Raw genomic sequence first — 22,006 nt, forward strand, 5'->3', positions numbered from 1 at the left:
TCACCTTATTCAAACCTGCGCGATCCACTTGCGATGGGTATGGATCGACATCAAAACCCCAAACGCTGACAGTAGCGTCACCAGCGAAGTTCCTCCGTAGCTAATGAACGGCAACGGCACCCCCACCACCGGCAACAGGCCACTGACCATACCGATGTTGACGAAAACATAAACAAAAAACGTCATGGTCAGGCTGCCCGCGAGCAACTTGCCGAACAATGTCTGCGCCTGGGCGGTAATCACCAGGCCACGGCCGATCAACAGCAGGTAGATCAGCAACAGCGCGCAGATCCCCACCAGGCCGAACTCTTCACCCAATACGGCAATGATGAAGTCGGTATGGCTTTCCGGCAGGAAGTCCAGGTGCGACTGGGTGCCCAGCAACCAGCCCTTGCCAAACACACCGCCGGAGCCGATGGCGGCCTTGGACTGGATGATGTTCCAGCCAGTGCCTAGCGGGTCACTTTCCGGGTCGAGGAAGGTGAGGACGCGCTGCTTCTGGTAATCGTGCATCACGAAATACCACATGGCCACGGACACCGGCACGGCGGCAGCGAGCACGCTGAGGATCCAACGCCAGCGCAGGCCACCCATGAACAGCACGAAGGCGCCCCCCGCCAGAATCAGCAATGAAGTGCCGAGGTCGGGCTGACGCACGATCAGGATGAATGGCAAGCCGATCAGAAACAGGCTCACCCCCACATGCTTGAGTTGCGGCGGCAAGGTGCGTTTGGACAGATACCAGGCGATGGTCGCCGGCATCAGGATCTTCATGAATTCCGAAGGCTGGAAGCGGATCACCCCGGGAATGTTGATCCAGCGCGTGGCGCCCATGGCGTTGTGCCCCATGATGTCGACCACTACCAGCAACAGCACGCCGAGCACATAACCCACCGGGACCCAGCGGGCCATGAAGCGTGGCTCGAACTGGGCAATGACGATCATCGACACCAGGCCGATGCCGAAAGAAGTGGCTTGTTTGGCCAGCAGATCCCAGCTTTTGCCACTGGCCGAATAGAGTACGAACAGGCTGCCGGCCGCCAGGGTAAGCAGCAGGATCAGCAACGGGCCGTCGATGTGCAAGCGTTGCAGCAGCGTCGCACGGCGACGCATCACATCCTCACTGGAGAGCATGCGATCGAAGTTATTCATCACGGGCGGTAGCCTCTGCACTGATAGGGCTGGCGTATTCGGGCTTCAACCGACCGTCCTGGTCCAGGAGCCAGGCATCCATGATCTGGCGCACCACTGGCGCGGCAACGCCGGAGCCGGACTCGCCGTTCTCGACCATCACCGACACCACGATTTTCGGGTCGTCGGCCGGCGCGAAACCGACGAACAGGGCGTGGTCGCGATGGCGTTCCTGAACCTTGGAACGGTCGTACTTCTCGCCCTGCTTGATCGCGACCACCTGGGCCGTACCCGACTTGCCGGCAATCCGGTATTGCGCACCGATCGAGGCCTTGCGTGCCGTACCGCGAGCACCGTGCATCACCTGCTGCATACCGTGATTGACCTTGTTCCAGTCCGACGGGTCGCGCAGGATGATGTCCGGCATCGGATTTTCATCCACCGGTTTCACGCCCTCGATGGTCTTGGCCAGGTGCGGACGGTTCCAGACGCCTTTGTTGGCGACCAGGGCGGTGGCCTGGGCCAGTTGCAACGGGGTCGACTGCATATAGCCCTGGCCAATCCCGAGAATCAGCGTCTCACCCGGGAACCACGCCTGCCGACGGGTCGCACGCTTCCATTCGCGGGACGGCATCAGCCCAGGCGATTCTTCGAACATGTCCAGCGAGACTTTCTGGCCGATGCCGAATTTGGTCATGTATGCCGACAGCCGATCGATCCCCAGCTTGTGGGCCAGGTCATAGAAGTAGGTGTCGTTGGAACGCATGATCGCCGTATCGAGGTCGACAAAGCCGTCGCCGGTGCGGTTCCAGTTACGGTATTTGTGATCGTAGTTGGGCAGCATGTAGTAACCCGGGTCGAACACTCGTGACGACGCCGTCACCACGCCCGCGTCCAGACCGGCAATCGCCACCGCCGGTTTGATCGTCGAACCCGGCGGGTACAGGCCGCGCAATACGCGGTTGAACAGCGGCCGGTCGATAGAGTCGCGCAGCTCGGAATAGGCCTTGAAGCTGATGCCGGTGACAAACAGGTTCGGGTCGAAACTCGGTTGGCTGACCATCGCCAGCACTTCGCCGGTTTTCGGGTCCAGTGCTACCACCGCGCCACGACGACCACCGAGCGCCGCTTCGGCGGCTTCCTGCAATTTGATGTCCAGGCTCAGGACGATGTCCTTGCCGGGAATCGGATCGGTACGCTTGAGCACGCGCAGTACGCGGCCGCGAGCGTTGGTTTCAACTTCTTCGTAGCCCACCTGGCCGTGCAACTCGGGCTCATAAAAACGCTCGATGCCGGTTTTGCCGATGTGGTGGGTGCCGCTGTAATTGACCGGATCGAGGGACTTGAGCTCTTTCTCGTTGATCCGCCCCATGTAACCGACCGAGTGCGCAAAGTGCGCACCCTGCGGATAGTGGCGCACCAGTTGCGCGACCACTTCCACCCCAGGCAGGCGGAACTGGTTCACGGCGATCCGGGCGATCTGCTCTTCGCTCAGCTCAAACAGGATCGGCACCGGTTCGAACGGCCGGCGCCCCTGGCGCATGCGCTTCTCGAAAATCACCCGATCCTCGGGTGTCAGCTCCAGCACTTCGACAATCACGTCGAGCACTTTCTGCCAGTCGCCGGACCGCTCGCGGGTCATGCTCAGGCTGAAGCTGGGCCGGTTATCGGCGATCACCACGCCGTTGCGGTCGAAAATCAGCCCGCGAGTCGGCGGAATCGGCTGCACGTGGACGCGGTTGTTTTCCGACAGGGTCGAGTGGTACTCGTACTGGATCACCTGCAGGAAATACAAACGCGCGATCAGCACGCAGATCAGCGCCACCACCGCAATTGCCCCAAACACGACGCGGCCACGCACCAGACGGGCGTCTTTTTCGTGGTCCTTGATGCGGATCGGCTGGGACATGAGGGCAGAACTACTTGTGGTAAGGGTGACCGGACAGCACGGTCCAGGCACGGTACAACTGTTCGCCGATCAGAATCCGCACCAGCGGGTGCGGCAAGGTCAGCGGCGACAACGACCAGCGCTGGTCAGCCCTGGCACAGACTTCCGGCGCCAGCCCTTCGGGGCCGCCGACCATGAAGTTGACGGTGCGCGAGTCCAGCCGCCAGCGGTCTAGCTCGACCGCCAGTTGCTCGGTGCTCCAGGGCTTGCCATGGACTTCGAGAGTGACAATCCGCTCGTTCGGCCCGACCTTGGCCAGCATGGCTTCGCCTTCCTGACGGATGAAGCGGGCCACGTCGGCATTCTTGCCACGGGTATTGAGCGGTATTTCCACCAGTTCCAGCGCCAGCTCGGACGGAAGACGCTTGGCATATTCATGCCAGCCTTCTTCCACCCATTTGGGCATGCGTGAACCGACGGCGATCAGTCGCAGTCGCACAGCGGTCCCTTATTCCTGGTCTTTGTTGAGCTTGTTGAAGTGCTCGTGACCAACTTCAGGGCTGTGGTGCTTGCCATCGGCCGCACGGCTCTGCTCGGCACCTTTCCACAGGCGCTCCAGGTCGTAGAACTGACGGGCGTTGGAGGTCATCATGTGGACGATCACGTCGTCCATGTCCAACAGCACCCAGTCGCTGTCGCCCTTGCCTTCTTCACCCAGCGGCTTGATACCCAGGGCTTTGACGGCCTCGCGGACCTTGTCCAGCATCGCGCCGATCTGGCGGTTGGAGGTACCGGTGGCGATGATCATGTAGTCAGTGATGCTCTGCTTGTCGCGAACATCAATCACCAGCACGTCCTGGGCCTTGACGTCTTCCAGGGCGGCTACGGCGATCTTGACCAGCTCGTCGCCTTTAGGCGGCTCGGCGGCGAGAACCTTTTCAGGCAGCGGGGCACTCTTGAATGTGCCTTTGCGTTTTACTTTGCTTTCGTTGTTGCTCGTCATATAAAACTCGTTTTGCTCGTATGTTCGGGGCTTCGATACACGTTGTTGCCACGTGCCTTGAAGCACTCCTATTCAGTTCGACGCACGGTAGAGTCCGTGCGCATCGATGTAGGCCAGGACCGCGTCGGGCACCAGGAAACGTACCGACTTACCGCTGGCCAGCAGTTGACGGATCTGGGTGGCGGATACCGCGAGCGGTGTCTGCCAGACGAATGCAATCTGTCCGCTCGGCCCTTTGAGGGCCAGCGGGTCGCTCACCGAGCGCGCTGCCAGCAGGTTGCGCAAGGCATCCGGTGGTTCGCTGTCGGCATCCGGGCGTTGCAACACCAGGATATGGCAATGCTGGAGCAACTCTTCCCAGCGGTGCCAAGTGGGCAGGCCGCAAAAAGCGTCCCAGCCCAAAAGCAGAAAAACCTGGTCATCCGCGGCCAGTTCGGCGCGCATCAGTTCCAGGGTATCAATGGTGTAGGACGGTTTGTCCCGCTGCAATTCGCGGGCGTCCACCACCAACGGTGCCACACCGGCCACCGCGCACTCGACCATCGCCAGACGGTCTTTCGCCGACACCTGCGGCTTGCCCCGATGGGGTGGCCTGGCACTGGGTGTCAGACGCAGCTCATCAAGCACCAGTGTTTCAGCGACTTCCAGCGCACCGCGCAAGTGGCCGATGTGCACCGGGTCGAACGTTCCGCCCAGCACGCCAATGCGGCGAGGGGCTGGCTCGCTGACGGTGACCGGGGCTGACGGGTCGAAGTCGCCCAAGTCAGACCGGCTCCTGTCCGCGCAGCTGCCCGTCACCGACCACGATGTACTTCTCGCAGGTCAGTCCTTCGAGGCCCACCGGGCCGCGGGCGTGCAGCTTATCAGTAGAAATGCCGATCTCGGCACCCAATCCGTATTCGAAGCCATCGGCGAAGCATGTCGGGGTATTGATCATCACCGACGAGGAGTCGACTTCAGCCACGAAACGCCGGGTGTCGCCCTGGTGTTCGCTGACAATCGAATCGGTGTGATGGGAGCCGTAATGATTGATGTGCTCGATGGCCTGGCCCAGTCCGTCGACCACGCGGATCGACAGAATCGCCGCCAGATACTCGGTGTTCCAGTCTTCCTCGGTGGCCGGCACGGCATCGATGATCGCCCGGGTGCGTTCGCAACCACGCAGCTCGACGCCTTTTTCGCGGAACTGGGCCGCCATCGCCGGCAGGAAATCCTTGGCAACGGCTTGATCCACCAGCAGCGTTTCCATGGCACCGCAGATGCCATAACGGTAAGTCTTGGCATTGAACGCAATGCGCTGGGCCTTGGCCAGGTCGGCGTGTTCACTCACATAAACGTGGCAGATGCCGTCCAGATGCTTGATCACCGGAACGCGGGCATCACGGCTGACGCGTTCGATCAGGCCACGGCCGCCGCGCGGCACGATGACATCGACGTACTCTGGCATGGTGATCAGCGCGCCGACGGCAGCGCGATCCGTGGTTTCGACCACTTGCACCACCGCGGCCGGCAAATCGGCCTCGGCCAGGCCACGCTGAATGCAGGCGGCGATGGCGCGATTGGAATGAATCGCCTCGGAACCGCCGCGCAGGATGGTCGCGTTACCGGACTTCAGGCACAGGCTCGCGGCATCGATGGTCACGTTCGGCCGCGACTCGTAGATGATTCCGATCACGCCCAATGGCACGCGCATCTTGCCGACCTGAATACCGGACGGACGGAAGCTCATGTCGCGGATCGCACCAACCGGGTCCGGCAGCGCTGCTACCTGACGCAGGCCGACGATCATGCCGTCGATACGCGCCGGGGTCAGCGCCAGGCGTTCGAGCAGGGCTGGCTCAAGACCATTGGCGCGACCGGCGGCCAAATCCTGTTCATTGGCCGCCGTCAGCTCGGCGCGGGCAGCGTCCAGCGCATTGGCGGCGGCCTGCAGGGCGCGGTTTTTCTGCGCGGTACTGGCACGGCCGATCACGCGGGAAGCTTCGCGGGCAGCGCAACCCAGGCGGGTCATGTAGTCAAGAACGGACTCAGTCATGGTCTGGCGTGGTCTTTGATTAGGTCTTGGTAAAGAGTAAAGCGACAGATTATAGCTGTCGCGCCCACCGACTAACAGCGGTGACGGGCGGATGGTCGAAATGGAGGGCAATTTGCTGATGTTCAGCCGGGATTAAGCTGCAAATTGTTATCATCACGACTCATTCAGCCCTGACAAATGCCGGTCATCATGTCCAATCTGACTGTTCGAGCGTCCGCTGTGAGCCTGCCCACGGGCCTCCCGGACGCGTTTTTCGACCGTGACGCGCAAGTTCTGGCCCGGGAGCTACTGGGTAAAGTCATCCGCCATCGGGTTGGTGACCTGTGGCTCAGCGCCCGGATCATCGAAACCGAAGCCTATTACTGCGCAGAAAAGGGTAGCCACGCGTCCCTCGGCTACACAGAAAAGCGTAAGGCTTTGTTTCTGGATGGCGGCCACATCTATATGTATTACGCCCGGGGCGGCGATTCACTGAACTTCAGTGCCCAGGGGCCGGGTAACGCCGTGCTGATCAAATCCGCCTACCCATGGGTCGATGAATTGAGCGGACCGGGCAGCCTGGCACAGATGCTATTGAACAATCCCGATGCCCAGGGCCACCCTCGCCCATCACAAAAACTCTGCGCCGGGCAAACCCTGCTCTGCAAGGCGCTGGGCCTGAAAGTGCCGGTGTGGGACGCCAAACGCTTCGACCATGAGGTGCTGCTGGTAGAACACGTCGGGCAGACGCCCGTCCACATCATCCAGACTACGCGCCTGGGCATCCCCCATGGGCGCGATGAACACCTGATGTACCGCTTCGTCGACGCTGCTTACGCGGCTTATTGCACGCGCAACCCGCTACGACGGGGGCAGACCGAAGGGCGCGATTATTTTGTGCTGTCCTGAAATTGACTCAGACTTGATGCAAACAGAAATCCCCTGTGGGAGCGGGCTTGCCCGCGATGAGGTCAGCACAATCAGCATCACTGTTGACTCAAAGTGCGCTATCGCGAGCAGGCTCGCTCCTACAAGTAGAAAATTGAACATTTGATGGAGTGGTTTTTATGGGCCAATGGCTCGATAGCGTGACCGGATGGTTGGCGGTCAACCCGCAATGGCTGGCAGCAGCGGTATTCATCGTGGCCTTTGTGGAATGCCTGGCGATTGCCGGGCTGATCGTTCCCGGCACGGTGTTGCTGTTCGCCGTGGCGGTACTGGCAGGCAGTGGCGCGCTGACGCTCAGTGAGACGCTCTTGCTGGGTTTCGTCGCCGGGGTGCTGGGCGACGTTATTTCGTATTTTCTGGGGCGGCACTTCCATCAGAACATCCGGCGCCTGCCGGGCTTGCGCCATCATCCGGAATGGATCGCCGGGGCCGAGACTTATTTCCAGCGCTACGGTATCGCCAGCCTGCTGGTTGGGCGTTTTATCGGCCCCCTGCGGCCAATGCTGCCGATGGTGGCCGGCATGTGCGACATGCCTTTCCCGCGCTTCTTCGCTGTCAGCCTATTGGCCGGCGCGGGTTGGTCGGTGGCTTATCTGATGCCTGGCTGGGCCACGGGCGCGGCAATCCGCTTGCCGTTGCCCGAAGGCTTCTGGCTCCAGGCCGGGGTTGTTGCTGGCAGCATTGCGGTGATGGTCGGCTTGAGCGCGACCAGCAGCCTGCGCCGGCATCGCCGCGCGACGTTGTTCATTACCGGGATGAGTCTGCTGATTCTGACGGGGCTGTTTATCGGTTACTCGCACCTGTCCGCACTCGATCAAGGGGTGATGACGCTGGTGCAGGAGCATCGCCAACCGATGCTGGATGAAGTGGCGGTGGTCTTCACGCTGATCGGCGAATTCCGCAACATGCTATTTTTCAGCGCACTGCTGACCGGTTTGCTGCTGCTGATGCGGCAATGGCGGCACGCGATTTTCGCGGGCAGCACGTTGCTCTTCACGGCACTGGCCAATACCGCGACCAAGTACTTTTTCGCCCGCGTGCGCCCCGAAGTGTTGAGCGATCCGCTCACCAGCTACAGCATGCCCAGCGGCCATGCTTCAGGGTCTTTCGCGCTGTTCCTGACCCTCGCCGTCCTGGCGGGACGCGGACAACCGCCTCGGATGCGCCTGACCTGGTTATTGGTGGGCTGCCTGCCCGCAATGGCGATTTCGCTTTCGCGGGTTTACCTCGGAGCGCATTGGCCGACAGATGTATTGGCCGGCGCGATGCTGGCGGCATGTGTCTGCGCGGCCAGCCTGTGGCTGATCCAGCGCAAGGAACCGCTCAACGCCTTGCCACCCAAGGTTTGGTGGTTGGTGTTGCCGGCGTTGGTGGCATTGTTCGGCTTCTTCGTGTTGCAGCACTTGCCGCATACGATGTTGCGGTATGCGTACTAGATAAAGCAAAAGATCTCAGCCCTCAGTCGCTTCTACATGAATGGGGGTGTTCGCCCTGTAGAAGCTGCCGAAGGCTGCGATCCTTTCAATAATGCCAGGCAAACAATTTCTCGGCGACTCACCCAATCACAGCAGGCCAATCAAGAACCACCTTGAAATTAAGTAACAGCGCCCCCTGACAACTTATATTAAGCTTCAGCCCCCGAACGGGAAGCTTGGCAAAGCTGACTCTTCAACACCACGATATTTCGCAATGGCTATATCGGCCTGCTTGGAAACTTTCCCAGCGACGACGACATAGTCTTCCAGCTTCCAACGAACTTCCGTGGAAAACTTGATCATCGCCTCCCCCACATAATCATCCCAGAGCTGCTGCTCAAATCTATCGTGGCCGCCACTCAAATCCGAACGTCGCACCAGGATCAACGCATCCGCCGCATTCGCCGCCGAGTCCGCCGCAAACTCAACTTCGGCCCGCGGTGCATTTGCGAAAACATACCGGACCATAATCCGGGAAAAGCACGCCCCCCACAACTTACGCTCATCGCCATTTAAATCTTTCATAAAATAATCCCTTATATATGCAATGCCTGCTTCATGCAGGCGGAGCAAATATAATCACCCAAACCTGACCAATCAACACAAACCACTCTCCGCACTTATTAGAAATCAATACAAAGACCAGTCAGGCAAACTGACTATAACCCTCTGAACAACCAACCATTAAATTGAAGCCTCAACCAAATAACAACACTCAGCCAAACAATCGATGACTTGCCGTTATTAATCAGGCAAACAACTCCCCCTGCAACTCATCCAGCAGCGCCTGAATCGCATCCAGTCGCTGCTGCGGATCGTCAAGTTGCAGCAGATCGATCTTGTCCAGCTCAGCGAAGGGCAACAGGTACGCCAACTGATTGGCCAGCGACTGCTGGCCGGTCGCTTCGGTACCCATGTTCAAGGCTTCGACCATCGGGTGTTCCGCCAGAGCCTTGAGCAAGGCCACCAGATCGGCGTCCTCATCCTGCAGTGGCTGCTCGGGTTCGTCTTCCAGCCACTCGACCTCGGCGACGGTCAACTGATCGCGCTGGACTTCCGTTCGTAATACATGGAAACGCCGTCCACCCTGAACCCGAATCCCCAGCAGGCCGTTGTCCTGCTGCTTGAAATCGGTGATCAGCGCCTCACACCCGACCAGGGCGTAACCCGCCGGGGCGATCCCGACTTCTTCGCCATCGAGGATGCACACCACGCCGAATCCGCCGCCCTGCTTCATGCAGCGGCCGATCATGTCCAGATAGCGCGCTTCGAAGATCTGCAAGTCGAGGATGCAGCCTGGGAACAGCACTGTATTGAGCGGAAAAAGCGGCAGACTCATAGACATTTCCTTAGACCACCATCGACACCGCCAACGGCAGGAAAACCGCCGTGGCCACACCCATCAGGCTCATCGCCAGCGCCGCGAAGGCGCCGCACTCTTCACTTTCCTGCAACGCCACCGACGTGCCGACCGCATGGGCCGTCATGCCCAGTGCCATGCCCCTGGCTTCCGGGCTGTGCACGCCGAGGCGGGTCAACAGGGCCGGACCGAAAATCGCCCCGATCACACCAGTAATCAAGACGAACACCGCTGCCAGCGCCGCGACACCACCAATCTGCTCAGCCACCAACATAGCGATCGGCGAGGTCACCGATTTCGGCGCCATGGTCATCAGGATCATGTGCTCGGCACCGAACGACCAGCCCAGCAACACGCCCATCCCCGTGGCCACCACCCCACCTATCACCAGCGTAGTAAATATCGGCCAGAACAACTGCCGAATCCGTCGCAGGTTGAGATAAAGCGGCACCGCCAGCGCGACAGTGGCCGGGCCGAGCAGGATGCTTAGAATCTCGGTGCTCTTGCGGTACTCGGCGTAAGTCAGGCCGCAGCCCACCAGCACGCCGATCACCAGCAACATGGAGACAAGCACCGGCTGCAAAAAGATCCATCGGGTTTTCTCGAATGCCGCCAGGACGAGTTGATAGGCGCCAAGGGTAATACCGATACCAAACAAGGGATGATGAATTACCGACGTCCAGGCGCCGTGCCAGTCGAAGATCATTGGCCGTCCTCAGGCTGAGCGTGACGCTTGACCATGCGCTGCATCAGCACCCCGGCGAAGGCCATCGAAAGCAGCAGCGACAGCACCAGCGCACCGACAATGGCCCAGAAATCCGCCGCAATGTCAGCGGCGTAGACCATCACGCCCACGGCCGGCGGCACCAGCAACAGCGGCAGGTAGCGCAGCAGGCTGCTGGCCGCCAGGTTCAGTGGCTCGCCGACCTGTCCGCGACAGATGAGGTACACCAGCAACAGCAGCAACCCCACAATCGGCCCCGGCAGCACCGGCAAGAACAAATGATTGATCGCGGTGCCGAGCAATTGGAACAGCACCAGCCACGTCAGGCCCCGTAACAACATCAAAGATCTCCCGCAAAATCCGTTACCCGCATTGGCAGGGCATTATAAGCATGCTCGCGCTATAGACCGGCATTCGCCAAAAGCATGGTCAGTTGACCGGAGCGTTTGGTCATGTTGATCTAAAGTGGTAAGCCGGGAGGTTAGATCCCCGCAAGCCAAAACTATAAAACCGATGAACCCAAGGAGAGTCTCAATGCCCTATGTTCCAGTTGCAGAGCTCAAAGATTATGTCGGCAAGGAACTTGGACGTTCCGAATGGCTCACCATCGATCAGGACCGCATCAACCTGTTCGCCGAAGCCACAGGGGATTTTCAGTTCATCCACGTCGACCCGGTCAAGGCCGCGCAAACGCCATTTGGCAGCACCATCGCTCACGGCTTTCTGTCGCTGTCGCTGATCCCGAAACTGATGGAAGACATCCTCGTCATGCCCGAAGGCTTGAAGATGGTGGTCAACTACGGCCTCGACAGCGTGCGCTTCATCCAGCCGGTCAAGGTCAATTCGAAAGTGCGCCTGAAGGTCGACCTGACCGAAGTCATCGAGAAGAAACCCGGCCAATGGCTGCTCAAAGCCACCACCACCCTGGAAATCGAAGGTTCGGACAAACCGGCGTACATCGCCGAACCTCTGTCCCTGTGCTTCGTATAAACCGTCCTGGATGCGAAGCAGCTCATGCTGTTTCGCGCCCTCACGCGGTACCTCACCCTATATATGGACACATAGCTGCGGCATACTCCCTCGCCTAATTGCCCGGAATCCGCTATGCGCCCACTTGCACTCCTTGCCTTGACCCTGATGCTCACCGCTTGCGGCGACGGCGAATCGCCTTTGCCTCCCGACGCCCGCCTGCCGGACGGCGGACGCTATCGCGGTGACCTGGTCAATGGCTTGCTGCAAGGCAAGGGGCGTATCGACTACCCGAACGGCAGCTGGTACGCCGGCGAGTTCGAAAAGGGCCAGTGGCAGGGCCAGGGCGAATGGCATGGCAGCAATGGCGAAGTCTATCGCGGGCAGTTCAATCAGGGACTGTTCGACGGCCAGGGGGCACTGACCACCAACGCCAGCAGCTACAGCGGCGGCTTCAAGGCCGGCCGACGCAACGGCGAAGGCACCCTCAAAGAAAACGGCATGAGCTATCGCGGAGAGTTCAAGGCCGATCAATACGCCGGCCTGGGTCGACTCGAACTCGAAGACGGCAGCTCCTATCAAGGTCAGTTCGCCCACGGCAAACCCAATGGCGAAGGACTGCGCGGCGACGGCAACGGCAATCAGTTCACCGGGCACTTCGTCGACGGCCAGCTGGAAGGCAACGGGACTTTCAACAGCGCCGACGGCGACATCTATGTCGGCAGCTTCAAGAACAATCAACTGCACGGCAAGGGCCGCTACGAGAACGCCGACGGCGATGTCTGGCTGGGCCAGTTCAAGGAAGGCTCGCTGAGCGGCAAGGGCGAGTTGATCGGCACTGACGGCAGCCACTACATCGGCCAGTTCAATGACTGGCGTTTTTCCGGCCAGGGCCGCCTGAACCTGTCCGACGGCAGTTTTTACACTGGCCAGTTCGACAACGACAGTTACCAGGGGCGCGGCACATTGGTGTTGACCGATGGCACCGTGCTCAGCGGCACCTGGATCAACGGCCAGCGCGTACGCGACGCCGAGGGCAAATTATTGCCCGACACCCTGGAGCTCGGCCTGCTGGCCCAGGGGCGCTTGCTCGACGCCGCGCTGGCCAACGTTCCACCCTCGACCCCGGCGGTGGAGCTGTATTCGTTGACCCTGGGTGGCGATGGCAAGCAAAGCGTGTTTCTGCGCGAATCCGACTACGTCGCCAACATGCTCACCACCCGTTTCGGCACCTTTGGCCAGATCCGCCTGGTGAACCATCGTGACCACCTCGCCGACCGCCCGATGGCTACCCGGGAAAACCTGCGCCGCGCTGCCCTGACGCTGGCCGAACGCAGCGGTCCGGAAGACCTGATTTTCATCTACCTGACCAGCCACGGCACCAGTGAACACGAACTGGTGCTCGACCAGCCGCGCATGGAACTGGCCGATCTGCCAGCCGACGAATTGGCCGCGGTTCTCGCCCCCTTGAAAAACCGCGACAAGATCATCGTGATTTCGTCCTGCTACTCCGGCGGCTTCATCCCCGCCCTCAAGGATGAACGGACCCTGATCATAACGGCCTCGCGGGCCGACCGAGTATCCTTCGGTTGCTCGGAGGAAGCCAACTTCACTTACTTCGGCGATGCCTTGTTCGCCCAGGCCCTGAACCAGACCGATGATCTGGAGCAAGCCTTCAAACTGACCAAGGCCACTGTCGCCGAACGTGAGCTGGCGGACGGTTTTGAAGCGTCCGAACCACAGATCTGGGCACCGAAAACCGTCCTCTCGCATTGGCAACTACTGCGCAAACAGCAGGCACGAAAAGCACTGCAAAGTGCATCCATCGAAAGCAAGGATGCAAACAGCAACTAAGCTGAATAGTATCAAGGGAGAGACACTATGTACTTGACGCCTCAGCACGTGCTGCTCGCCGGAGCCACCGGTTTGACGGGTGAGCATCTGCTTGATCGACTGCTTAACGAACCAACGATTACCCGGGTATTGGCCCCCTCACGCAGGCCATTGGCCGGGCACCCGCACCTTGAAAACCCCGTCGGCGACCCGGCGGAGTTTCTGCCGCAGCTGAACGGTCGAGTCGATATCGCCTATTGCTGCCTCGGCACCACGATCAAGCAGGCCGGCTCGGAACAGGCGTTTCGCGCGGTGGACCTGGACATGGTGGTGGCATTCGCCAAGCGTGCCCGGGAAATGGGCGCAAGGCATTTGATCGTGATCAGTGCCCTGGGAGCCGATCGCAGATCCTCGATTTTCTACAACCGGGTCAAAGGCGAGATGGAGTACGCATTGCGCGCGCAGGACTGGCCGCAGCTGACTATTTGCCGCCCTTCGTTGTTGCTGGGTGATCGCACTGAACCGCGACTGGGCGAAAAAGTCGCCGGCCCGTTGTCTCGGCTGATCCCTGGCAAATACCATGGTATCGAGGCCTGCCAACTGGCCCGGGCAATGTGGCGCCTGGCGCTGGAAGAGCAGGACGGGGTCAGGATTGTCGAGTCGGATGAGCTGAGGAAGTTGGGCAAGTAAACCGCGGACCTGTGGCGAGGGGGCTTGTCGGAACACCGCACCGCCCCGTTCGGCTGCGTAGCAGTCGTAAATATGGAACTCGCGGTGTATCAGAAAAATGGAGATGGCCGGTTTTGGGGCTGCTCCGCAGCCCAACGGGGGCAAGCCCCCTCGCCACAACGCTCTCTTACAACCCACCCGTCGCCTGAAAACTCACCCCAATCACCGTCAGCAATGACAACGGCAACAGCAGCGTGTCGAGCAACGCACTGGCCGGCAGATCAACGCCCGGGTAGCTCGGCGCTTCGGCACCGAAACGGTCCATGGCGCAGCACCCACCGTTCATCGCGTACAAATCCAGGCGAGTCCCCGAGTACACCACAGGCGCACCCGGCTTGGCCGCATCGAGGGTCCGCACAGTGGCGCACCCGGCCAATTGCAGCGCCAGCACCATCACCAGCAACTTATTCATCGCTGGTCAGATGATGCTCGCCCCAGCGCGGCAACATGTCCTGAGGAATATTCAGCAGGTTAAGGATCCGCGCCACGACGAAATCGATCAGGTCATCGATGGTTTGCGGCTGATGATAGAAGCCCGGAGATGCCGGCAGGATCGTCACGCCCATGTTCGACAACTTGAGCATGTGCTCCAGGTGAATGCTCGAATACGGCGCTTCACGGGGCACCAGGATCAACTGCCGACGTTCTTTCAGCGTCACGTCTGCGGCGCGTTCGATCAAGTTGTTGCAGGCACCCGTGGCGATGGCCGACAACGTGCCCGTGGAACACGGCACCACCACCATCGCCGCCGGGGAGCCGGAGCCCGAAGCCACCGGCGACATCCAGTCTTCCTTGCCGTACACCCGAATCTGCCCTGCGGCAGCCCCCGTGTATTCGGTGAGGAACGCCTGCATCATCTGCGGCTTGGCCGGCAGCGTGACGTCGGTTTCGGTGGCCATCACCAACTGCGCGGCCTTGGAAATCAGAAAGTGCACTTCACGATCTTCCCGCACCAGGCAGTCGAGCAGGCGCAATCCGTACTGGGCGCCTGAAGCGCCAGTCATCGCCAGGGTGATGCGGTCCGGGCCGTTGTTCATTTGAGCGCCTCGGCCAGTTTGCCGTGCAGGCCGCCGAAGCCGCCGTTGCTCATGATTACCACGTGGGTGCCGGGTTGCGCCTGGCTCTTCACGCGCTCGATGATGCCTTCCAGGGAGTCGCTGACAATCGACGGCACGGTGCACAGCGCGGCGGTGCCCGCCAGGTCCCAGCCGAGGTTGGCCGGTGCGTACCAGATCACCTGATCGGCATCGACCACGCTTTCCGGCAATCCGTCTCGGTGCGCGCCAAGCTTCATGGAGTTGGAACGCGGCTCGATGATCGCGACCAACGGTGCATCGCCGATGCGTTTGCGCAGGCCATCCAGCGTGGTGGCGATGGCGGTCGGGTGGTGAGCGAAGTCGTCATAAATGGTGATGCCACCGACTTCCGCGACTTTTTCCATCCGGCGCTTCACGCTTTTGAAGGCGCTCAACGCGGCGATGCCCATGGACGGCACCACACCGACGTGGCGTGCGGCAGCCAGCGTCGCCAGGGCGTTGGCGACGTTGTGCTGGCCAGTCATGTCCCACTCGACCACGCCTTGGGCGACGCCTTCGAACATCACTTCGAACTTCGAGCCATCTTCACTGAGCAATTTGACCTGCCACTGACCGCCAGCACCGGTGGTTTGCACCGGCGTCCAGCAACCCATCTCGATAACGCGCAGCAAGGCCGGCTCAGTGGTCGGATGAATCACCAGGCCTTCGCTCGGGATGGTCCGCACCAAGTGATGGAACTGCCGCTCGATGGCCGGCAGGTCCGGGAAGATGTCCGCGTGATCGAATTCGAGGTTGTTCAGGATCGCCGTGCGCGGACGGTAGTGCACGAACTTGGAGCGTTTGTCGAAGAACGCGCTGTCGTATTCGTCGGCTTCAATGACGAAAAACGGCGTATCGCCCAGGCGCGCCGACACCGAGAAGTTTTGCGGCACGCCGCCGATCAGGAAACCCGGAGCCATGCCCGCGTGCTCCAGCACCCAGGCCAGCATGCTGCTGGTGGTGGTCTTGCCGTGCGTACCGGCAACCGCCAGCACCCAGCGACCTTGCAGCACGTGATCGGCCAGCCATTGCGGGCCGGAGACGTAGGGCAGGCCTTTGTTCAGCACGTACTCCACAGCCGGGTTGCCCCGGGACATGGCGTTGCCGATCACTACCAGATCAGGGGCCGGATCGAGTTGCGCCGGGTCGTAGCCTTGGGTCAATTCAATGCCCTGGGCTTCCAGCTGAGTGCTCATCGGCGGATAGACGTTGGCATCGGAGCCCGTCACGTGATGGCCCAGCTCCTTGGCCAGAACCGCCATTGACCCCATGAAAGTGCCGCAGATACCAAGAATATGAATGTGCATAGTCGACCTCGTAAAACATGGCCGCAGGTTAGCTTAGGAAGGGGAAAATCGCACCTTGTGTTTCAGATCTGAAGACGCCTTCGCGAGCCTGCTCGCGAAGGGCGCGACGCGGTCTACCGGGCGATACCGTGTTTACGCAGCTTCCGATAGAGAGTATTGCGACTGACCCCCAACTGCTCCGCCGTGTGGGTCATATGCCAGCGCGTCTGCTCCAGCGCCGTGAGTAACGCCAGCCGCTCGGCATCTTCCAGCGGATGCTCCGACGCCTCTTCAATCGTCGACACTACCGGCCGCACCTGGCGAATCATCGCCGGCAAATCCTCCAGACCGATCCGCCCGTCCTCACACAGCGCCGCCAACGTACGCAGCACATTTCGCAACTGCCGCACGTTACCCGGCCAGGCGAACCCCAATAAGGCCTCCCGCGCCGGCCCCTCGATCAACACCGTTTCTCCGCCCGCCTCCTCGGCCAGCAAAAAGTCGAGTAACTGGGATTTGTCGCTACGCTCGCGCAACGGCGGCAACGCGACTTCCAGTCCGTTGAGGCGGTAATACAAATCCTCACGGAAGCTGCCGTCCTGCACACGGTCCAGCAAGTTACGGTGAGTGGCACTGATGATCCGCACATTCACCGATTCCGGCTCGCCGCCGATTGGCACCACTTGCCGGTCTTCCAGCACCCTCAGCAAGCGCGTCTGCATGGCCAGTGGCATGTCACCGATTTCATCGAGGAATAAGGTCCCACCATCGGCCTGTTGCAACTTGCCGCGCATGCCTTCCTTGCGCGCACCGGTAAAGCTGCCGCCGCGATAACCGAAGAGCTCGCTTTCGATCAGGCTTTCGGGAATGGCCGCGCAATTGAGAGCGACGAAGGCTTTCTCCGCCCGCTGACTGGCGTGGTGCACCGCTTTGGCAAAGGCCTCCTTGCCGGACCCGGTTTCGCCGTTGATCAGCAGCGGCACGTCGCGTTCGTAGACGCGCAAGGCCTTGCGGAAGTCCGCCTGCAACGTCACGTCATCCAGGCAAATGCCCGACAGGCGCGGTGCTTGTGCAACCTTGGCCGCTGGCACCATCGGAATCGGCAGCGGCCGCCGTGCCTCACCGCGCAATACCGCGAACAGCTTGCGACCATCACGGGTGCGCAACGGCCAACTGGCGGCGGCATTGGTGCTCGCGCGACCGAGCAACTCATCGAGCGAGCAATCGAAAAACGCCTCCACCGGCTTACCCAGCAAGCCGCCGCGAATATGCCCCAGCAGGTTCAGCGCACTCTGGTTGACCGCGCAAATTCGCCCTTCTCCGTCGAACGCCAGCAACCCTTCGCTGAACAAACCGACGGACTCGGCCTGCAAGTGAAAGCGCAGCAGCCATTGATTGTCGAAGCAGCGCAGGAAGTAGCAGCTCTCGATCATCTTCGCCGACAGATTGACCAGCGCCATGGTGTGGAACTGACTTTGCCGCGACACATCGCGCCGCGCCGACGATACGTCGAGTACCGCCAGCAATTCGCCATGGGGATCGAAGACCGGGCTCGCCGAGCAGGTCAGGCCGGTGTGGCGGCCGCGAAAGTGTTCGTCCTGATGGATGGTCAGCGACTGACGCTCCACCAGACAAGTGCCGATACCGTTAGTGCCTTCGCAGGCCTCGCTCCAGTCGGCACCGAGCCAGAGGCCGGCACGCTCGAAAATCTGTCGTTCGGCGGGCGCGGTGACGCAGTTGAGGATCACGCCGCGGGCGTCGGTCAGCAGCACTGCATGGCCGGCGCCGGAGAGTTGTTGATGCAGGCTGGTCATTTCATTGCCGGCGATGTGCAGCACCTGCTGCAAGCGTTCGCGGCTTTCCAGGACACGGCCATGTTCCAGCACCGTCGGCGCGATGCTCAGGGCCGGATCGAGGTGATAGTCCTCAAGGCAGCGCAGCCAGGAACGGGCGATGGACGGATCGCTGCCGGGACCGTGCAGGTGGGTCTTGCCCTGGGTCACCGTCAATACTTGCTGGGCATGGCGACTCAAATGGTTGTCGTGCATTTCTTATTATTCTCCCCGGGGCTCGGCGTCCCGTGCATGAGGTGATGCCGAGCATCCTCCAGCCCGGCCCGCATTGCAATGCCTGCAAGACCGGTTGGTCACCAGCTGTGCCACAAACGGTACAAAGTGTCACCAGGGCTGTACCGAAAGCGCCACAAGCCAACCCCGTTTGTCCGACAAAAACTGCGCAAGGCCTTGATTTACCTGACATGCAAGGCACTGGCCCGGCCCTTGCTCTACGCTTAAAGCAAGCGCACATGCGCGACTCCCTATAAGCACAAAAGCAAGGAGAGACCACCATGCGTTACGCTCACCCCGGTACTGAAGGCGCTATCGTTTCGTTCAAAGCCAAATACGGTAACTACATCGGCGGCGAGTTCGTCGCGCCTGTCAAAGGTCAGTACTTCACCAATACCTCGCCAGTGAATGGCCAACCAATTGCCGAATTCCCCCGCTCCACGGCCGAAGACATCGACAAGGCCCTGGACGCTGCCCACGCCGCTGCCGATGCCTGGGGCGCCACGTCCGCCCAGGCGCGCTCGCTGGTGCTGCTGAAAATCGCCGACCGCATCGAACAGAACCTGGAACTGCTGGCGATCACCGAGTCCTGGGACAACGGCAAAGCCGTGCGTGAAACCCTCAACGCCGACATCCCGCTGGCCGCCGACCACTTCCGCTACTTCGCCGGTTGCATTCGCGCTCAGGAAGGCAGCGCTGCCGAAATCGACGGCAATACCGTGGCCTATCACATCCATGAGCCGCTGGGCGTGGTCGGGCAGATCATTCCGTGGAACTTCCCGATCCTGATGGCCGCCTGGAAACTCGCCCCGGCTCTCGCCGCTGGCAACTGCGTGGTGCTCAAGCCTGCCGAGCAAACGCCACTGGGCATTACCGTGCTGATGGAGCTGATTGGCGACCTGCTGCCGCCGGGCGTGCTGAACGTGGTGCAAGGCTTCGGTAAAGAAGCCGGTGAAGCCCTGGCCACCAGCAAACGCATCGCCAAGATTGCCTTCACCGGCTCGACCCCGGTCGGCTCGCACATCATGAAATGCGCGGCGGAAAACATCATTCCGTCCACCGTGGAGCTGGGTGGCAAATCGCCGAACATCTTCTTCGAAGACATCATGAAGGCCGAGCCGTCCTTCATCGAGAAGGCCGCCGAAGGCCTGGTGCTGGCGTTCTTCAACCAGGGCGAAGTCTGCACCTGCCCTTCCCGCGCACTGGTGCAAGAGTCGATCTACGACGAATTCATGCAAGTGGTGATGAAGAAGGTCCTGCAAATCAAACGTGGCGACCCGCTGGACACCGACACCATGGTCGGCGCCCAGGCGTCCGAGCAGCAATTCGACAAAATCCTTTCGTACCTGGAAATCGCCAAGGGCGAAGGCGCCGAGTTGCTGACCGGCGGCAAGGTGGAAAAACTCGAGGGCAACCTGGCGAGCGGGTATTACATCCAGCCGACCCTGCTCAAGGGCACCAACAAAATGCGCGTGTTCCAGGAAGAAATCTTTGGCCCGGTGGTGAGCATCACCACCTTCAAGGATGAAGCCGAAGCCCTGGCCATCGCCAACGACACCGAGTTCGGCCTGGGCGCCGGCCTCTGGACCCGCGACATCAACCGCGCCTACCGCATGGGCCGCGCCATCAAGGCCGGTCGTGTTTGGACCAACTGCTACCACCTGTACCCGGCGCACGCCGCGTTTGGTGGCTACAAGAAGTCCGGCGTCGGCCGTGAAACCCACAAGATGATGCTCGACCACTATCAGCAGACCAAAAACCTGCTGGTGAGTTACGACATCAATCCACTGGGCTTCTTCTAAAAACCGGGGGCGACACAGGTGTTTCTGTGTCGCCCTTCAAGCAGCCATCGCGAGCAAGCTCGCTCCCACAGTGGATTTGCAACACACCAGAGATCCCTGTGGGAGCGAGCTTGCTCGCGATAGCGTCCTAAATGACTCAACACCCAACGCCTGGCCGCTCTGGCACGGGCCTTGCGTACCCGTCATTCAGGAATTGCACCCAACCCGTCGTACCCGAAAGTCCAAAAGATCGAACAATAAAAACTAGAGAGGACTTATGACTATTTCTTCCACACAGCTCAAACCCACACTCGGCACCCTGCATTTATGGGGCATTGCCGTCGGCCTGGTGATTTCCGGCGAGTACTTCGGCTGGAGTTACGGCTGGGGCACCGCAGGCACGCTGGGTTTTCTCGTCACCGCGTTGATGGTGGCGACGATGTACACCTGCTTCATCTTCAGCTTCACCGAACTGACGACTGCAATTCCCCACGCTGGCGGGCCGTTTGCCTACAGCCGCCGGGCCTTTGGTGAGAAAGGCGGGTTGATCGCCGGCATCGCCACCCTGATCGAATTCGTCTTTGCGCCACCGGCCATCGCCATGGCCATCGGCGCCTACCTCAATGTGCAATACCCGGAACTGGACCCGAAGATCGCCGCCGTTGGCGCCTATTTCGTGTTCATGGGCCTGAACATCCTCGGCGTCAGCATCGCGGCCACCTTCGAATTGGTGGTCACCGTGCTCGCAGTCGCTGAATTGCTGGTGTTCATGGGCGTGGTCGCCCCGGGCTTCAGCTTCAGCAACTTCGTGCTCAATGGCTGGTCGGGTTCGAACGAGTTCACGATGGGCTCGATTCCCGGGATTTTTGCGGCGATCCCCTTTGCGATCTGGTTCTTCCTCGCCATCGAAGGTGCGGCCATGGCCGCCGAGGAAGCCAAGGACCCGAAACGCACGATCCCCAGGGCCTATGTCAGCGGCATTCTGACCCTGGTGTTCCTGGCCATCGGCGTGATGGTGATGGCGGGCGGCGTCGGCGACTGGCGTCAACTGTCGAACATCAACGATCCGCTGCCCCAGGCGATGAAAGCCGTGGTCGGCGACAATTCGACCTGGATGCACATGCTGGTATGGATCGGCCTGTTCGGTCTGGTGGCAAGTTTCCACGGGATCATTCTTGGCTATTCTCGGCAGTTCTTCGCCCTGGCTCGCGCCGGTTACCTGCCCAAGGGGCTGGCCAAACTCTCGCGCTTCCAGACGCCGCATCGGGCGATTCTGGCCGGCGGTGTGATCGGTATCGCGGCGATCTACAGCGACGGCCTGATCAACCTGCAGGGCATGACCCTGACGGCGGCGATGATCACCATGTCGGTATTCGGTGCCATCGTGATGTACATCATCAGTATGCTGAGCCTGTTCAAGCTGCGTAAGACCGAACCGAACCTGGAGCGCACCTTCCGCGCGCCGGGCTATCCGATCGTGCCGGGGATCGCGCTGTTTCTGGCGGTGGTGTGCCTGGTGGCGATGGCCTGGTTCAACACCGTGATCGGCCTGGTTTTCCTCGGTTTCATGATTGCCGGCTACCTGTACTTCCAGCTGACCGCCAAGCAACGTTCCGAGGCACCGGCAGACGCTATGCTCGAAGGTATCTAAATGCACCGGCACCGGGCCCCCTGCCCGGCGCCTGCATTATTGAAGTGCACACCGATTCCCTGTGGGAGCGAG

General features: G+C 60.8%; 21 protein-coding genes. 7 read left to right on the top strand and 14 right to left on the bottom strand.

Annotated elements, in window-relative coordinates; all coding sequences use genetic code 11:
- Positions 1 to 9: 9 nt before the first annotated feature.
- From rodA to WHX55_RS27450, 6 genes are all read right to left on the bottom strand, one after another.
- Positions 10 to 1,113 (bottom strand): rod shape-determining protein RodA, encoded by a 1,104-nt coding sequence (rodA, locus tag WHX55_RS27425; protein ID WP_053162859.1) that lies wholly within the window; start codon positions 1,111 to 1,113, stop codon positions 10 to 12.
- 31 nt (positions 1,114 to 1,144) lie between these two features.
- Positions 1,145 to 3,040 (bottom strand): penicillin-binding protein 2, encoded by a 1,896-nt coding sequence (mrdA, locus tag WHX55_RS27430; RefSeq protein WP_150726956.1) that lies wholly within the window; start codon positions 3,038 to 3,040, stop codon positions 1,145 to 1,147.
- Positions 3,041 to 3,050: 10 nt separating this feature from the next.
- Complete coding sequence (gene rlmH / locus WHX55_RS27435; RefSeq protein ID WP_003185785.1) at positions 3,051 to 3,518, bottom strand: 23S rRNA (pseudouridine(1915)-N(3))-methyltransferase RlmH; 468 nt, start codon at positions 3,516 to 3,518, stop codon at positions 3,051 to 3,053.
- 9 nt (positions 3,519 to 3,527) lie between these two features.
- A complete protein-coding gene (gene rsfS / locus WHX55_RS27440; protein ID WP_007975896.1) occupies positions 3,528 to 4,022 on the bottom strand; it encodes a ribosome silencing factor in 495 nt (164 codons plus the stop codon).
- A 72-nt stretch (positions 4,023 to 4,094) separates the two neighbouring features.
- The gene (gene nadD / locus WHX55_RS27445; RefSeq protein WP_150726955.1) at positions 4,095 to 4,784 is read right to left on the bottom strand and encodes a nicotinate-nucleotide adenylyltransferase; all 690 of its coding nucleotides are present in this window, start codon (positions 4,782 to 4,784) and stop codon (positions 4,095 to 4,097) included.
- A 1-nt stretch (position 4,785) separates the two neighbouring features.
- On the bottom strand, positions 4,786 to 6,057 hold the full coding sequence (locus tag WHX55_RS27450) for a glutamate-5-semialdehyde dehydrogenase (RefSeq protein WP_353741641.1): 1,272 nt from the start codon (positions 6,055 to 6,057) through the stop codon (positions 4,786 to 4,788).
- 177 nt (positions 6,058 to 6,234) lie between these two features.
- On the opposite strand from WHX55_RS27450, the gene WHX55_RS27455 reads away from it, so the two are divergent.
- Together WHX55_RS27455 and WHX55_RS27460 are read left to right on the top strand one after the other, a co-directional pair.
- Entirely contained in the window at positions 6,235 to 6,945 is a 711-nt protein-coding gene (locus tag WHX55_RS27455) for a DNA-3-methyladenine glycosylase (protein ID WP_353741642.1), read from the top strand.
- A gap of 158 nt (positions 6,946 to 7,103) precedes the next feature.
- A complete protein-coding gene (locus WHX55_RS27460; protein ID WP_353741643.1) occupies positions 7,104 to 8,420 on the top strand; it encodes a bifunctional DedA family/phosphatase PAP2 family protein in 1,317 nt (438 codons plus the stop codon).
- A 195-nt stretch (positions 8,421 to 8,615) separates the two neighbouring features.
- Here the strand turns inward: WHX55_RS27460 and WHX55_RS27465 are convergent, their stop codons facing one another.
- The 4 genes from WHX55_RS27465 to WHX55_RS27480 form a co-directional block, all read right to left on the bottom strand.
- Positions 8,616 to 8,984: a hypothetical protein gene (locus WHX55_RS27465; RefSeq protein WP_150755376.1), complete on the bottom strand. Its 369-nt coding sequence runs from the start codon at positions 8,982 to 8,984 to the stop codon at positions 8,616 to 8,618.
- 223 nt (positions 8,985 to 9,207) lie between these two features.
- On the bottom strand, positions 9,208 to 9,798 hold the full coding sequence (locus WHX55_RS27470) for an LON peptidase substrate-binding domain-containing protein (RefSeq protein ID WP_007998442.1): 591 nt from the start codon (positions 9,796 to 9,798) through the stop codon (positions 9,208 to 9,210).
- A gap of 10 nt (positions 9,799 to 9,808) precedes the next feature.
- Positions 9,809 to 10,525 carry an LrgB family protein gene (locus WHX55_RS27475; RefSeq protein ID WP_347909344.1) on the bottom strand — a complete coding sequence of 239 codons (717 nt, stop codon included), beginning with the start codon at positions 10,523 to 10,525 and terminating at the stop codon, positions 9,809 to 9,811.
- Positions 10,522 to 10,884 (bottom strand): CidA/LrgA family protein, encoded by a 363-nt coding sequence (locus tag WHX55_RS27480; RefSeq protein WP_150726950.1) that lies wholly within the window; start codon positions 10,882 to 10,884, stop codon positions 10,522 to 10,524. The genes WHX55_RS27475 and WHX55_RS27480 overlap by 4 nt, the downstream gene beginning before the upstream one ends.
- 193 nt (positions 10,885 to 11,077) lie before the next feature.
- Between WHX55_RS27480 and WHX55_RS27485 the strand changes: the two genes are divergently transcribed.
- From WHX55_RS27485 to WHX55_RS27495, 3 genes are all read left to right on the top strand, one after another.
- Positions 11,078 to 11,533: a MaoC family dehydratase gene (locus WHX55_RS27485; RefSeq protein ID WP_046041672.1), complete on the top strand. Its 456-nt coding sequence runs from the start codon at positions 11,078 to 11,080 to the stop codon at positions 11,531 to 11,533.
- Positions 11,534 to 11,647: 114 nt separating this feature from the next.
- Positions 11,648 to 13,366 (top strand): C13 family peptidase, encoded by a 1,719-nt coding sequence (locus WHX55_RS27490; protein ID WP_353741644.1) that lies wholly within the window; start codon positions 11,648 to 11,650, stop codon positions 13,364 to 13,366.
- A 27-nt stretch (positions 13,367 to 13,393) separates the two neighbouring features.
- Positions 13,394 to 14,035, top strand: a complete 642-nt coding sequence (locus tag WHX55_RS27495) for an oxidoreductase (protein ID WP_150726948.1) — start codon at positions 13,394 to 13,396, stop codon at positions 14,033 to 14,035.
- Between the two features lie 166 nt (positions 14,036 to 14,201).
- On the opposite strand, the gene WHX55_RS27500 is transcribed toward WHX55_RS27495, so the two are convergent.
- From WHX55_RS27500 to WHX55_RS27515, 4 genes are all read right to left on the bottom strand, one after another.
- Entirely contained in the window at positions 14,202 to 14,486 is a 285-nt protein-coding gene (locus WHX55_RS27500) for a YceK/YidQ family lipoprotein (RefSeq protein WP_150726947.1), read from the bottom strand.
- The gene (gene ubiX, locus WHX55_RS27505; RefSeq protein ID WP_150726946.1) at positions 14,479 to 15,111 is read right to left on the bottom strand and encodes a flavin prenyltransferase UbiX; all 633 of its coding nucleotides are present in this window, start codon (positions 15,109 to 15,111) and stop codon (positions 14,479 to 14,481) included. Before ubiX ends, WHX55_RS27500 begins: the two co-directional genes overlap by 8 nt.
- Positions 15,108 to 16,457, bottom strand: coding sequence for a UDP-N-acetylmuramate:L-alanyl-gamma-D-glutamyl-meso-diaminopimelate ligase (gene mpl, locus WHX55_RS27510; RefSeq protein WP_150726945.1), 1,350 nt, complete (start codon positions 16,455 to 16,457; stop codon positions 15,108 to 15,110). The genes ubiX and mpl overlap by 4 nt, the downstream gene beginning before the upstream one ends.
- Before the next feature lie 113 nt (positions 16,458 to 16,570).
- Complete coding sequence (locus tag WHX55_RS27515; RefSeq protein ID WP_353741645.1) at positions 16,571 to 18,484, bottom strand: sigma-54-dependent Fis family transcriptional regulator; 1,914 nt, start codon at positions 18,482 to 18,484, stop codon at positions 16,571 to 16,573.
- Between the two features lie 299 nt (positions 18,485 to 18,783).
- On the opposite strand from WHX55_RS27515, the gene WHX55_RS27520 reads away from it, so the two are divergent.
- Positions 18,784 to 20,304: an aldehyde dehydrogenase family protein gene (locus tag WHX55_RS27520; RefSeq protein ID WP_353741646.1), complete on the top strand. Its 1,521-nt coding sequence runs from the start codon at positions 18,784 to 18,786 to the stop codon at positions 20,302 to 20,304.
- Positions 20,305 to 20,560: 256 nt separating this feature from the next.
- Positions 20,561 to 21,934: an ethanolamine permease gene (gene eat / locus WHX55_RS27525; protein WP_353741647.1), complete on the top strand. Its 1,374-nt coding sequence runs from the start codon at positions 20,561 to 20,563 to the stop codon at positions 21,932 to 21,934.
- Positions 21,935 to 22,006: the final 72 nt, after the last annotated feature.

Source organism: Pseudomonas fluorescens (genome assembly GCF_040448305.1).
Lineage (GTDB): Bacteria > Pseudomonadota > Gammaproteobacteria > Pseudomonadales > Pseudomonadaceae > Aquipseudomonas > Aquipseudomonas fluorescens_BH.

Coding starts and splice junctions, on each gene's coding strand:
- rodA (WP_053162859.1), bottom strand. CDS start 1,113: ATGCGTCGCCGTGCGACGCTGCTGCAACGCTTGCACATCGACGGCCCG.
- mrdA (WP_150726956.1), bottom strand. CDS start 3,040: ATGTCCCAGCCGATCCGCATCAAGGACCACGAAAAAGACGCCCGTCTG.
- rsfS (WP_007975896.1), bottom strand. CDS start 4,022: ATGACGAGCAACAACGAAAGCAAAGTAAAACGCAAAGGCACATTCAAG.
- WHX55_RS27450 (WP_353741641.1), bottom strand. CDS start 6,057: ATGACTGAGTCCGTTCTTGACTACATGACCCGCCTGGGTTGCGCTGCC.
- WHX55_RS27455 (WP_353741642.1), top strand. CDS start 6,235: ATGCCGGTCATCATGTCCAATCTGACTGTTCGAGCGTCCGCTGTGAGC.
- WHX55_RS27460 (WP_353741643.1), top strand. CDS start 7,104: ATGGGCCAATGGCTCGATAGCGTGACCGGATGGTTGGCGGTCAACCCG.
- WHX55_RS27465 (WP_150755376.1), bottom strand. CDS start 8,984: ATGAAAGATTTAAATGGCGATGAGCGTAAGTTGTGGGGGGCGTGCTTT.
- WHX55_RS27470 (WP_007998442.1), bottom strand. CDS start 9,798: ATGAGTCTGCCGCTTTTTCCGCTCAATACAGTGCTGTTCCCAGGCTGC.
- WHX55_RS27475 (WP_347909344.1), bottom strand. CDS start 10,525: ATGATCTTCGACTGGCACGGCGCCTGGACGTCGGTAATTCATCATCCC.
- WHX55_RS27480 (WP_150726950.1), bottom strand. CDS start 10,884: ATGTTGTTACGGGGCCTGACGTGGCTGGTGCTGTTCCAATTGCTCGGC.
- WHX55_RS27485 (WP_046041672.1), top strand. CDS start 11,078: ATGCCCTATGTTCCAGTTGCAGAGCTCAAAGATTATGTCGGCAAGGAA.
- WHX55_RS27490 (WP_353741644.1), top strand. CDS start 11,648: ATGCGCCCACTTGCACTCCTTGCCTTGACCCTGATGCTCACCGCTTGC.
- WHX55_RS27495 (WP_150726948.1), top strand. CDS start 13,394: ATGTACTTGACGCCTCAGCACGTGCTGCTCGCCGGAGCCACCGGTTTG.
- WHX55_RS27500 (WP_150726947.1), bottom strand. CDS start 14,486: ATGAATAAGTTGCTGGTGATGGTGCTGGCGCTGCAATTGGCCGGGTGC.
- ubiX (WP_150726946.1), bottom strand. CDS start 15,111: ATGAACAACGGCCCGGACCGCATCACCCTGGCGATGACTGGCGCTTCA.
- mpl (WP_150726945.1), bottom strand. CDS start 16,457: ATGCACATTCATATTCTTGGTATCTGCGGCACTTTCATGGGGTCAATG.
- WHX55_RS27515 (WP_353741645.1), bottom strand. CDS start 18,484: ATGCACGACAACCATTTGAGTCGCCATGCCCAGCAAGTATTGACGGTG.
- WHX55_RS27520 (WP_353741646.1), top strand. CDS start 18,784: ATGCGTTACGCTCACCCCGGTACTGAAGGCGCTATCGTTTCGTTCAAA.
- eat (WP_353741647.1), top strand. CDS start 20,561: ATGACTATTTCTTCCACACAGCTCAAACCCACACTCGGCACCCTGCAT.